Annotated in this window: 11 protein-coding genes; 10 read left to right on the top strand and 1 reads right to left on the bottom strand. The window is 47.9% G+C overall.

Going from position 1 to position 12,982, the window contains the following annotated elements; genetic code table 11:
* Window positions 1-6 precede the first annotated feature (6 nt).
* The 3 genes from rpe (at window position 7) to DCM90_RS01685 (ending at window position 2,429) form a co-directional block, all read left to right on the top strand.
* The gene (gene rpe / locus DCM90_RS01695) at window positions 7-660 is read left to right on the top strand and encodes a ribulose-phosphate 3-epimerase (protein ID WP_109249627.1); all 654 of its coding nucleotides are present in this window, start codon (window positions 7-9) and stop codon (window positions 658-660) included.
* Window positions 660-1,334, top strand: coding sequence for a thiamine diphosphokinase (locus DCM90_RS01690; RefSeq protein WP_109249626.1), 675 nt, complete (start codon window positions 660-662; stop codon window positions 1,332-1,334). Before rpe ends, DCM90_RS01690 begins: the two co-directional genes overlap by 1 nt.
* Window positions 1,335-1,532: 198 nt before the next feature.
* Window positions 1,533-2,429: a C40 family peptidase gene (locus DCM90_RS01685; protein WP_109249625.1), complete on the top strand. Its 897-nt coding sequence runs from the start codon at window positions 1,533-1,535 to the stop codon at window positions 2,427-2,429.
* 192 nt (window positions 2,430-2,621) lie between these two features.
* Here the strand turns inward: DCM90_RS01685 and rpmB are convergent, their stop codons facing one another.
* On the bottom strand, window positions 2,622-2,807 hold the full coding sequence (gene rpmB / locus DCM90_RS01680; protein ID WP_109249624.1) for a 50S ribosomal protein L28: 186 nt from the start codon (window positions 2,805-2,807) through the stop codon (window positions 2,622-2,624).
* Window positions 2,808-3,048: 241 nt separating this feature from the next.
* On the opposite strand from rpmB, the gene DCM90_RS01675 reads away from it, so the two are divergent.
* The 7 genes from DCM90_RS01675 to smc all read left to right on the top strand — a co-directional run bounded on the left by DCM90_RS01675 (window position 3,049) and on the right by smc (window position 12,982).
* On the top strand, window positions 3,049-3,411 hold the full coding sequence (locus DCM90_RS01675; protein WP_109249623.1) for an Asp23/Gls24 family envelope stress response protein: 363 nt from the start codon (window positions 3,049-3,051) through the stop codon (window positions 3,409-3,411).
* Window positions 3,412-3,445: 34 nt separating this feature from the next.
* Window positions 3,446-5,149: a DAK2 domain-containing protein gene (locus tag DCM90_RS01670; protein ID WP_109249622.1), complete on the top strand. Its 1,704-nt coding sequence runs from the start codon at window positions 3,446-3,448 to the stop codon at window positions 5,147-5,149.
* 88 nt (window positions 5,150-5,237) lie between these two features.
* Window positions 5,238-7,274: an ATP-dependent DNA helicase RecG gene (gene recG, locus DCM90_RS01665; RefSeq protein ID WP_109249621.1), complete on the top strand. Its 2,037-nt coding sequence runs from the start codon at window positions 5,238-5,240 to the stop codon at window positions 7,272-7,274.
* Between the two features lie 15 nt (window positions 7,275-7,289).
* Window positions 7,290-8,324: a phosphate acyltransferase PlsX gene (plsX, locus tag DCM90_RS01660; RefSeq protein ID WP_109249620.1), complete on the top strand. Its 1,035-nt coding sequence runs from the start codon at window positions 7,290-7,292 to the stop codon at window positions 8,322-8,324.
* Window positions 8,325-8,404: 80 nt separating this feature from the next.
* Entirely contained in the window at window positions 8,405-8,653 is a 249-nt protein-coding gene (gene acpP, locus DCM90_RS01655) for an acyl carrier protein (RefSeq protein WP_109249619.1), read from the top strand.
* A gap of 62 nt (window positions 8,654-8,715) precedes the next feature.
* Window positions 8,716-9,417: a ribonuclease III gene (gene rnc, locus DCM90_RS01650; protein WP_109249618.1), complete on the top strand. Its 702-nt coding sequence runs from the start codon at window positions 8,716-8,718 to the stop codon at window positions 9,415-9,417.
* Between the two features lie 7 nt (window positions 9,418-9,424).
* Window positions 9,425-12,982, top strand: a complete 3,558-nt coding sequence (smc, locus tag DCM90_RS01645) for a chromosome segregation protein SMC (protein WP_109249617.1) — start codon at window positions 9,425-9,427, stop codon at window positions 12,980-12,982.

Here is a 12,982-nt window from a genome sequence, read left to right as displayed (position 1 = left end):
AATCATATGATTAAAGTAGCACCTTCAATTTTAAGCGCAGATTACGTTAACTTACAAAAAGACATCGAAAAGGTTGATAAGGCTGGTGCAGAATACCTGCATATTGATGTTATGGACGGGATGTTTGTTCCCGCAATTTCTTATGGTCCAGGTTGGGTTAAGGCAATTCGGCCAATTACCAACATGGTGTTAGACGTTCACTTAATGGTGGAAGAACCAGAACGTTATGTCGAACAATTTGTCGAAGCCGGTGCCGATATTGTTGGGGTTCAAGTGGAAGCAACCCAGCATATTCACCGGGCCCTCCAGATGATTAAGAACGCAGGAGCCAAGGCTGAGGTTGTCATTAATCCAGGAACCCCGGTTGAAATGATTAAACCCGTTCTTTACATGGTTGACCAAGTTCTTGTCATGACCGTTAACCCTGGATTTGGTGGACAAAAGTTCCTACCTGAAACCGTTGAAAAAATTAAGGAACTAGCTGACTTAAAGAAGAGCGAAGGCTTCGATTTCGACATTGAAATTGACGGTGGGGTAAATAACGAAACCGTTAAGGCCGCGTATGAAGCGGGAGCCACCGTTGCGGTTGCAGGATCATACGTTTTCAACGCGGAAGATCCCGCAGAACGGATTAACGCAATTAAGGACGCCACTAAATAATGACAACAATCGTTAATATGCTGGTCGGTGGTCCCACGGTCTTGTGGCCGGATTCACTGAAACATCATGCGGTGAAGGGACCGTGGATTGGAGTAGACCGGGGGACTTTGCGGTTATTAGATCATGGGGTCACTCCGGCAGTTGCAGTTGGCGATTTTGACTCATTACGACCCGGGGAACTTGATCGGGTGCGCCGGCACATTACGGATATTCGGCAGTCCGTTCCGGAGAAGGATGAAACGGATACCGAACTGGGCGTGACGATTGCCATTAATGAATTTGCGGCGGACCGCTTAGATATTTATGGGGCAACGGGGGGACGTTTAGACCATGAATTAGCAAACTTGTTTATGGTGTTAAAACCCCGGTACAAAAAATATGCCCCCCATATTCGGTTTATCGACAGGCAGAATACCATCAGTTTTTATTTACCGGGGGAATACGAAATTGCTAAGGAACCCGACAAAAAATACCTCGCCTTTATTCCGTTGACTGCGATTGATCACTTAACTTTACCGGACGAAAAGTATACCCTTCAGCAGGAACCCATTCCATTCCCCATTTCGTTCGCCTCAAACGAATTTTTAGGCGATCGGGGTACTTTTTCCTTCGATACCGGACTACTTTGTGTCATCCAAAGCAATGATTTACAACCCATGGGGGCAGAAGATTAGTTAAATGAAAATAGGCGATTAGTTTGAAATGGGCGGAGCTAATTGCCAAACAGGGACCATTACCAGATTCGATTGAACGCTAATCGGATCGGTAATGGTCCCTGTTTCAGTTGGGATTCCAGCAGGGGACGAAAAAGACTATAATTAAATCAGTAGATCTCGTTTAGACGCTTTACTTAATGAAAGGGACGGCAATGAATGGAATATCGTAGAATTATCGTACCAGTGGCAACCCTATGGTCTGATCCCAAACAACTTCGCCCGATTGACCACGCAATTTTAACCAAGCGGGCAAATTTACGGACCTGGCTGGACGGACAAAACGACACGGAACTAGCGGAAATTGCGGAATCAGACCTGATAACCACCCAAGTTCTTTATAATGAACGGGTGGCCGTGATGGACCGTCAAAACAACTGGTTGCTTGTTCAGACACTTTCACAGCCGACAGATCGGCCCACTGAGTTTGTGTCGGGCTGGCTGCCAGAACTTCAAACGAGTGCGGATGTGGACCCGGTTGGAAGTCCAGTGACGGTTGCTGAAACGTTTGCTGAACTTTATGACGATAACCAGCAGCCCCGTTGGCCAATTGTTATGGGCACACAGTTAGATGGGGCCGACGTGAATGAGCAGTGGGCCCAAATTAGACAGCCAAACGGTGAGATTGGTTATCTCCGGCAATCAGCGTTGACGCCACGGCTAGTGGGGGCGACCAACGGTGAGCGTTTAGCAAACCTAGGCAGGGAATTTCTTGGTTTACGTTACCTTTGGGGTGGCACCACGCCGTATGGTTTTGATGGTTCTGGCTTAGCCTATGCCCTTCACCGGCAGGTTGGGATTACCATTCCCCGAAACGTTAGCCATCAAATTTTAGCGGGTCAACCAGTTAACCAGGCCGAGTTATTACCCGGAGATTTACTTTTCTTTGCGGGTCAAGATCAAGCGGAGGCGGTTCAGGTCGCCATTTACTTAGGTTATGACCAACTTATCCGGGCTTCGCGAACCGGGGGAAGTATCCAGCAGGAAAGTTTTAGCCATTCGACGCTATTTGGCCAATTTATCCAGGCTAACCGATATTGGGAATCGTTGGTATAATTAATACTGGTGGGATATCTGGCGATACCTTGCTTAGACTAACTACCATAAAATAAGCCGCCTAATCACTTTGATTACGATGCAATCAAAGTGATTAGGCGGCTTATTTTGGCGGGCCTTGGACGCTAGCCTGTAGGAAATCGGGGTTAAAAAAGAGTCCTCGCAAAGCGCTTTGCGAGAACTCAAATATCACTAAACACGAGTGACTTTGCCTGAACGTAAAGTCCGAGCTGAAACCCAAACTTTCTTAGGCTTGCCATCAACGAGAATACGAACCTTTTGAAGGTTTGGCTTCCATTGACGACGACTTGAATTGAGGGCGTGGGAACGCTTGTTACCAAAGTGTGTCCGCTTGCCGCTGATAAAATCTTTTGCCATGGCTATAGATCCTCCTTTACGGATTTAACTTAAAAAAGCAGTGCTTTTTACTCACTAAAATAATTTAACATATTCTACCCGATGACGCAATGGTTTTCTTTCAAGGAATACTACTTGACACCTATTTCCCATCGTGGCATGCTTTCATTGCACCCTGTTTGTAAGGTGAGTTCTCTTTTAATAGGGAATGTGGTAAAATTAAATTTTGATAGATTGAAGTCAGACAAGGAGGCTGTTAAGCATGGCCGTAAAAATCAAGACCCAGCATGGGATGATCGATATTACGAATGATGTCATTGCAACGGTAGTTGGTGGCGCCGCAACTGATAACTATGGGGTTGTTGGTATGGCAAGTAAAAATCAACTTCGAGATAACTTCAACGAAATTTTGGGCCGTGATAATTATTCCCGCGGTGTGGTAGTTCGTCAGGAAAATAATGATATTTCCGTTGACGTTTATATTATCGTTAGCTACGGAACTAAAATTTCTGAAGTTTCCAGAAACGTCCAGTCTAAGGTTAAGTACAACCTGCAAAACATGCTTGGCGTGACTGCAAATTCGGTGAACGTAATTGTTCAGGGAGTCCGTGTTCTAGGCGACTAGAAACGGCTTGCGGAAACCAAGGAGGATATTTAGGTTGAAAGTAACAGAAATTACAAGCCTGGAATTCGGAAAAATGGTTCAAGCTGCTTCGGCAAACTTAAACCACCATGCGGATTTCATTAATAAATTAAACGTTTTTCCGGTTCCTGATGGTGACACAGGAACGAATATGAGTTTGTCACTGGCAAGTGGGGCCAAGTATGAACGCGAAGCTAGTACGACTGCAGTCGGGGAGTTAACCGTTGCTTTAGCTAAGGGCCTCTTAATGGGTGCTCGGGGCAACTCCGGGGTTATCCTATCCCAAATTTTCCGGGGATTTTCTAAACGGTTAGAAAACCTCGATAACTTGACGGCTCAGGATCTGGCAGATGGTTTTGCTGCGGGAGCTGAAACGGCGTACAAGGCCGTGATGAAGCCTACAGAGGGAACCATTCTGACCGTTATTCGTGAGGGTGCTAAGGCGGGATTACAAGCCGCTAAAAAGTCGGACGATGTTTTGGTGGTCATGGATGACATCTATACCGCTGCTGACAAGGCATTACAAACGACCCCCGATTTACTACCCGTTTTAAAACAGGTGGGGGTTGTTGATTCTGGTGGTCAGGGGTTGGTCTTTGTCCTCCAAGCGTTTAATGATTCATTAAACGGTCGGGTAACGGAAGATGCTGATTATCAACCGGACGAAGCCGAAATGACTGAAATGATTGATGCCGAACATCACCGGGCAGTTCAAGTGGATTTAGATCCTGCAGACATCAAGTTCAGTTACTGTACGCAAATGATGGTGCGAATTGGCAAGGGAAAACAAGTTCAACAAGAGTTTGATTATGACACCTTTTATAATTACTTAACCGATCTGGGTGATTCACTCCTGGTTATTAACGATGACGAAGTCGTTAAGGTTCACGTGCATACGGAACATCCCGGAAAGGTATTGGCTTGGGGTCAACAATTTGGGGATTTAGCAACAATTAAAATTGATAACATGGTTTACCAACAGGAAACCATTATTGATGAAGATCATGAATCGGAAGATCAAGCTGGGGCAGTAGCTAGTAACACCGCGGATGCGATGACGAACCCGGATACTGCCATCATTGCGGTGGCAGCCGGCAAGGGAGTTGCGGAACTCTTCAAGAGCTTAGGCGTAACCCACGTTATCAGCGGAGGGCAAACCATGAATCCAAGTACCCAGGATATCGTGGATGCCATTAACGCCTCACAAGCTAAACAGGCAATTGTTCTGCCAAACAATAAGAATATTTTTATGGCGGCTGAACAGGCAGCAGATGTGGCGGATATCCCGACTAAAATTGTTCACAGTAAGTCGGTCTCCCAGGGAATGACCGCCATGCTTGGGTTTGAAGCAGACAATAGCTTCGAGGACAATGCGGCAGCAATGGCAGATAACTTAGATACCGTTCAAACGGGACAGGTCACGAACGCCATTCGGGATACCGAACTAGATGGTTTTTCCATCAAGACGGGCGATTTTATGGGCCTCGTTAACGGAAAAATTGCGGTTACGGGTCAAGATTTAAACGATACAACGATTGCAATGGTTAAGGACATGCTGGATGAAGATAGTGAAATTGTGACTGTTATTTATGGTGATGGTGCAAGCGCTGATTCCGCCCAGGCATTATCCGATGCAATTTTGGCGGTTGATGATGAATTAGAAGTTGAAGTTCATGAAGGAGATCAACCGGTCTATCCTTATTTAATTTCCGTAGAATAATTTCTTTAAAGGTTGGGACTGGAATTATCCAGTGCCTCCCTTTTTTACTATTAGATCGGTCAGGTGAATCCAAAAGGAGGTGAACGCGATGCTAAGTTTAGCGGATCCTATTAGTTCGTTAAAGGGCGTAGGGCCTAAACGCGTTGCTAGTTTAGCTGGACTCGGAATTGAAACGGTGAATGATCTTTTAACGTACTACCCGTTTCGTTACGATGATTTGGCAGCTAAGGACTTAGGCGAAATTGCGGATCAAGAGAAGGTCACGTTAAAGGGAACCGTTGCGGCAGACGCGGTCATTTCTCGGTTCGGTCGAAAAAAGACCCGGTTAAACTTTCGGCTGATGGTGGACGAACATAATCTTGTCATGGTCACCTTCTTTAACCAACCCTGGCTGAAGGATAAAATTCACACGGGGGATGAAATCGCGGTTTACGGTCGGTTTGATGCCAAACGGATCAGCCTAGCCGGCATGAAAGTTCTGACGAGTGAATCAGGGGACTCGATGGGCTCCATCTATCCCGCCAGCAAATCAATCCGGCAAAATACCATCAGACAGTTAGTTGAGCAAGCATATGACGCCTATCAGGAAACCATTGTTGATATTATTCCGGCTCCCATTCGACAAGCCTACCGGCTAGAATCTCGCCAACAAATGATTCACGATATGCATTTTCCAGCTGATATGCAGTCCGCTAAGCTAGCCCGGCGAACCGCTAAATTTGAGGAGTTCTTTATTTTTGAAATGCGGTTGTCGATTGTAAAACAGCAGGATCATACCTTGCATGGGACCACCCTTCAATATGATAACGACCGGTTAAGAACTTTTATTAGTCAGCTGCCCTTTGAGCTTACGTCTGCCCAAAAAAAGGTGGTTAATGAAATTTGTTATGATTTAAAACGACCAATTCATATGAACCGGTTGCTTCAGGGTGACGTTGGGAGCGGTAAAACGGTTGTAGCTGCAATTGCCGTGTACGCCGCCATAACGGCTGGATATCAAACGGCATTAATGGCACCAACCGAAATCTTAGCGGAGCAGCATGCCAATAACCTGGCTCAATTATTTAAGGGCCTGCCCGTTAACGTTGCCCTATTAACGGGTGATACGAAGCCAAAGGCCCGGCGTCAATTATTGGCTGCACTGTCGAACGGGGACGTTGACCTTGTCGTTGGGACCCACGCTTTGATTCAAGCGGACGTGGATTACCATCGGCTGGGCTTAGTTGTGATTGACGAACAGCATCGATTTGGGGTTAATCAGCGCCAAGCATTACGAGAAAAGGGTAATCAACCTGACGTGCTGGCTATGACCGCCACCCCGATTCCCCGGACGTTAGCCATTACGGCGTACGGAGAGATGGACGTTTCAGTTATTGATCAATTGCCAGCTGGCCGGCAACCCGTTACCACAACGTGGGTCAGAAGCAACCAAGTGGATCACGCCCTGGAATATGTCGAACAGCAGTTAAAGGACGGTTCCCAAGCCTACGTTGTGACGCCGTTAATTGAAGAGTCGGAAGCGGTGGATATGAAGAACGCTGAAGCGATTTATGAGCGGTTTAAGCAGACGTTTGAACCGCAATTCAAAGTGGGGCTGCTCCACGGTCGGATGAGCAATGACGAAAAAAACGCGGCAATGGCGGCATTCCAAGCTAACGAATTTCAGGTTTTAGTTGCTACAACGGTGATTGAGGTAGGGGTTGACGTCAAAAACGCCACGATCATGATGATTTACGATGCCGATCACTTCGGGTTGGCCCAACTTCACCAATTACGGGGCCGGGTAGGTCGTGGCAATAAAGCGTCCGCCTGTATTCTGGTCGCGGATCCTAAGAACCAACTGGCGGTTGAGCGGCTGGAAACCATGGTTAAAACGACCGACGGATTTATTCTCTCACAAAAGGACCTAGAATTACGGGGGCCTGGGGACGTTCTCGGTAAAAAACAGTCTGGGCTACCCGACTTTCAGGTTGGCGACCCCGTGGCGGATTTACCAACTTTAAGTGCCGCTCAAGAGCAGGCTCACCGGGTTGTGGATGAACCAAACTGGGCGGATTTACCCGAAAACCAAGCATTGGCTGCCTTTTTGAGTTTTACGGCTCATCAGGTTAGTACGATGGATTAATAAGGAGGAAACGTTGTGAAACTGGCAGTTGATGCAATGGGTGGCGACTATGCCCCCGAGGAAGTCATTAAAGGGGTTGAGCAGGCCCGGGACGCCTACCCAGACATTGAGTTTTTGGTGTTTGGGCAGGCAGAGCGGGTAACCCCACTGGTTACAAACATGACGCGAATCAGCGTTAAAAACGCTGATGAAGTTATTACGATGGAGGATGAGCCGGTTCGTGCGGTCCGGCGAAAGAAGAACTCCAGTATTGTTTTAGCGGCCCAAGCGGTAAAGGATGGAGAAGCCGACGCCTTCTTTTCTGCCGGAAACACCGGGGCGGTTCTAGCTGCCGGCCTCTTTATCGTCGGTCGGATTAAGGGGATTGATCGGCCAGGGTTAACGACAACGATGCCAATTATTGGAAGTGAGACGGCCAACCAGTTTGTCATGCTTGATGTTGGTGCTAATGCCGATTACAAACCGTTTAACTTAGTTCAGTATGCCATTATGGGCAAGTCGTACGCTGAATCCGTGATGCACGTGGCTAACCCCCGGATTGGGCTACTCAATAACGGAACGGAATCAGATAAGGGCGACCGGGCTCACCGGGCAACGTATGACGCTTTGGCCGGTTTAACGGACATTAACTTCGTGGGTAACGTTGAATCACGGGACCTTTTAAATGGACCTGCTGATGTGGTAGTTACCGATGGCTTTACGGGTAACGCAACGTTAAAAGCAATTGAAGGGACGGCGTTAACGATGCTGTCAACGATTAAAGATGGGATTATGGCCGGGGGCATGAAGTCCAAGTTAGGGGCGTTAATGTTAAAGGATACCTTCCGAAGCGTGGGACACCAAATGGATTACTCCCAGTACGGGGGGGCCGTCCTATTAGGGTTGCAGGCTCCCGTGGTCAAAACGCACGGGTCAAGCAAGGCTAAAACGATTAAGAATACCATCGCCCAAATTAAGGCAATGGTGGATGGTGGAAGCGTCAAAGACGTGAATACCTACTTTGAAACTCACTCTGATGATATGGCAGCCCTAAAGGATAAACTGAAGTAGGGTTTAAAATGGCTAGACAACCCGTGTTAAAACGGTTAAACTGACAATTGAAACGAAAAAGTTAACGAGGGATTATAGACATGGATAGACAAGAAACATTTAATAAAATTGCCGACATTATTGCCGACCGTTTTGAAGTAGAACGTGACACTATTACCGAAAACCTTAATTTTAAGCAGGATCTAAACGCTGACTCAATCGATTTTGTGGAGTTTGTCCTTGAGTTAGAGGACACCTTTGGGGCGGAGATTAACGATGAGGATGCCGAAAAATTAAATACGATTGGCCAAGCCGTGGACTTTGTAATGGCACACGGTAGTCAAGAATAATTGCAAGGTCCGGGCCGTTAAGGAGCCCGGACTTTTGTTTTTTCACGAAAGGAAGTTACAAGATGATCGAAGGGTTAAATGCGCATCTAAAGGATGCCTTTAATATCACCTTTAAAAATGAAAGTTTACTCGATGAAGCCTTTACCCAGGCTTCGTACGTTAATGAACATCCGGGTAAGAACCTTAAATATTATGAACGGATTGAGTTCCTCGGGGACGCCGTACTCCAATTTGTGGTTTCAGAGTACATTTTCAAACGGTATCCCAAACTTCCCCAGGGTCGGTTAACCCGACTTCGGGCGGCCATGGTAAATGAACAAAGTTTTGCCAGTTTTGCCCGGGAATGTGATTTTGACCATTTTATTCGGTTGGGTAAGGGGGAGGAGAAAGCGAATGCGCGGCAACGGGATTCCCTTCTCTGTGATATTTTTGAATCCTTCGTGGGAGCCTTGTATATGGATCAAGGCGTAACGGCAGTGATTACGTTTGCCGACCAAGTGATTTTCCCAAAGCTTGATGAAGGTCGGTTTGATGAATTTTTTGACCATAAGACCGAATTGCAAGAGGTCGCACAGCAAAATGGTCCCGTGACTATTGACTACGAATTGGAATCGGAAGATGGACCGGATAATGATCGGACTTTCCGGGTGGCAGTTACTATTGACGGGACGAAACTGGGCGAAGGGGTTGGACACTCAAAGAAGGCGGCGGAACAAACGGCTGCTCGAGTAGCACTTAGTCAGCTAAAATCTCAACAAGGATGATGAGCGAATGCGATTAAAGTCTTTAACCATTAGCGGATTTAAATCCTTCGCTGATAAGACCACCATTAAATTTAAACCCGGAATGACGGGGGTTGTTGGACCAAACGGAAGCGGAAAAAGTAATATTACGGAGGCCATTCGGTGGGTTCTTGGTGAACAAAGTGCCAAGAGTTTACGTGGGAGCCGGATGCCGGATATTATTTTTGCGGGCTCAGAAGATCGGGCACCGCTGAATCGTGCCGCAGTTGAAATGACGTTTGATAACGCTGATCACTACCTTAAAACGGACTACGCTGAAGTCACGATTAAACGGGTACTGTTTCGTAACGGAAAAAGTCAGTATGAATTAAACGGGCAAGACTGCCGGTTGCGGGATATTACGAACCTCTTTTTAGATACCGGTCTGGGCCAAGATTCCTTCTCGGTACTTTCACAGGGGCAAGTGGAATCGGTGTTTAATAGTAAGCCGGAGGACCGCCGAACCATCATTGAACAGGTTGCCGGGGTTTCCAAGTTTAAAAAACAAAAGCAGCAAGCTGAAACCCAATTGACGGAGACCGTGGATTATTTAGATCGGGTAAACGATATCATTAGCGAATTGTCCGACCGACTGGGGCCCTTAGAGGAACAGAGCAGTTTGGCTACCGACTACTTGGAACAGAAGGGGCAGTACGAACGTCTAGATAGAACCCGGCTTGTTCGCTGCCTCATCCAAGCGAAGGAACAAAAAAAGACCGTTGATCAAGCTGTAACTACAAAGCAGGCGCTGGTGACCAAGTATCAGCAGGATGATTGGCAGCGTTCGCAAGCTAATCAAGAGCTAAAAACCAAACAGACGGAGTTATTAGCTAAGAAGGACCAAATTCAGGCCCAATTGTTGGCGGCCAGTGAAACCGTTGAAAAGCTGTCCGGACAGCTGCAATTAACGTCCGAGCGGTTAAGCAACCGGGATAGGACTCTCGCTGAGCTAGATACTAAGCGGGCGACGCTAGAACTGGATCGGAAACGGTTGGTGGACCAGCTGGCAACCGCCAAGGTCGCAGTAACCAGTCAGTCCGCAGAAATCAAGCGGGTTTCAACTGAAATTGAGGATCTTCGGGCGGTCAACGATCCCAAGCGAGTAAAACAAATTGAGCAGCACATTGAGGAGTTACGGGCCAGCTACATGGATCGCATGCAGGAATTAGCGGATATTCATAATGATGAAAAATACCTCGTCAAATCCTATGAAGCGGATCGAGAACGGCATGCAACGGCGACTAAGCAGTTAGCCCAGCTTAATGAGCAGGCAGCGGTGGCACATGCGGCGTATCAAGCAGCTCAGACCACTGAAACCCAGCTAACGACACGATACCAAGAACAGCGGCAAGTGTTGGATCAATTGGCGGCGGAACACGATTCTTTGACGCAGAAGCATCAACAGGTTCGTCAGGCGTGGTTATCCGCACTGGATATTGACCAGCGGGCTAAGACCCAGGCGAAAAATCTCGCCGCTGCAAGTGACGACTATAACGGTTTTTACCAGGGGGTCCGGGTAATTTTAAAGCACCGTCAGTCGCTTGATGGAATTGTTGGGGCCGTTTCCGAGTTACTTCAGGTTCCTAGCGACTATACAACGGCCGTCGAGTTTGCCCTTGGTGCCCAGCTTCAACAAATTGTTACCACGGATGAAACGGCGGCTAAACAAGCCGTAGCTTTCCTTAAGCAGCAGCGGGGCGGCCGGGCAACTTTCTTGCCTCAAACTAGCATTCGCAGCCGAGAACTGGCAGACCCGTTGGTGAATGGGGTTAAAACGATGCCGGGTTACTTAGGGGTCGGTTCGGAATTGATCGGAATTCACTCGGGTTACGAAAACATCTTGGCTTACCTTTTGGGGACCACGGTGTTTGCCGATAATTTAGACCATGCGACGGCAATTAGCCGGGCCGGGCACCGGAAATTTCGGGTTGTTACACTAGCGGGCGACATTGTGAGCGGGAGTGGATCCATTACCGGGGGGCAAAATCGGCAGTCGCGATCCGGCTTGCTTCAGCAACAGGATGAACTGAAAAAGCTCCGGGAAAACATTGGCCTCATGGACCAAAAATTGGCTACTACTGAGGCCGAAGTCAAGTCGTTACAGCAAAAGTTAGAGGCCAACGAAATGCGGTCTGGACAAGTCACGGAAGTCTTTCGGGAGTTAGAGGACCGGGTTCGCGAAGCGGCTGCGAAAACAGCATCCGCCAAAACGGACTGTGACCAGTTTTCCCGGCAGACAGCGGCTGCGCAAGCGACAATTGAGGGTCGCACTCAAGCTGAATTTAACACCGAAAAACAACTGTTAGAACAAAAAGCGGCTGATTTAGAGACCGTTGTTGCAAACATTAAGACACAGACGAGCGACGAAACGGACCGGTTAAGGGCTCTGAACGCTAACCGGAACGACCAGCAAGAAGCGTTAACTAGCAAGCGGGAGTGGTTGGCAGCGGCCAAGGAACGTTTAGCCCAAACGAAGGCGAACCAGCAGGCGGCCCAAAGCGAGCTGGCAACCCTTGAACAGGAACGACGAAACGTGGCGGGAGAATATGACCAGTTGCAGGAAATGGCCAACTCAACCCCTGAGACCCCCAAGAATTTAAAGCGGGCGATTGAACGGGCTCAGCAGACCCGAATGGTTTCTGAAGCGGCGTTAAAAGAAACGGATCAAGCTCTCGTAACGGTGAACGACGAACTAGCGAACACAGACGGGGAAACGAATCGAATTGCTGGTTTACTGCAAGCCGCAAATGATGATTGGCACCAGGCCCAAGTTAACCAAGCAACGCTCACCACCCAGATGGAACAGTGGACCCTGGAATTAAATCAGAGGTACCATGTTACCGTTGAGGGAGCTAACCGCAATTTAAGCGAGCTGGATGATCAGGCACTGGCCACCCAGCTAAAGCTGCTTAAGAAGGGGTTAGACGAGATTGGGTCCGTTAATTTAGGCGCGATCGATGAGTTTAAGCAGGTGTCTGAACGGTATGACTTCCTAATTAAGCAGCGGGATGATTTGTTAACTGCAAAGCAGCAGTTAACGGACACGATGTCAACGGCTGATCAAGAGGTCATTGATCGATTTGAAGTGGCGTTTAATGCGGTGGCGGATGCCTTTACGACCACGTTTAAACGAATGTTTGGGGGCGGAACCGCAGCACTTAAACTGACCGATCCCAATCATTTACTGACCACCGGAATTGATATTATGGCTGAACCGCCCGGAAAGACGCAGAAGAAGATGAGCCTACTTTCGGGTGGTGAACGTACGCTGACAGCAATTACACTGCTGTTTGCCATTTTACAGGTTCGGCCCGTTCCGTTTGCGATCCTAGACGAAACGGATGCGGCCCTCGACCCAGCTAATGCCGACCGGTATGCGCATTATATCAACCATTTTCATGATCAAACCCAGTTCATTGTGATTACCCACCGAAAGCAAACGATGGAACATGCGGACACCCTCTATGGGGTTACCATGCAGGAATCGGGGGTTTCCAAGGTCGTTTCCGTGGACCTTGAGGATTTACGAACAACTAACCGGGCATAA

This window comes from Levilactobacillus bambusae (genome assembly GCF_003124125.1).
Lineage (GTDB): Bacteria > Bacillota > Bacilli > Lactobacillales > Lactobacillaceae > Levilactobacillus > Levilactobacillus bambusae.
The sequence above is the reverse complement of the archived record's forward strand: the minus strand, read 5'-3'. Positions and strand labels throughout refer to the sequence as shown.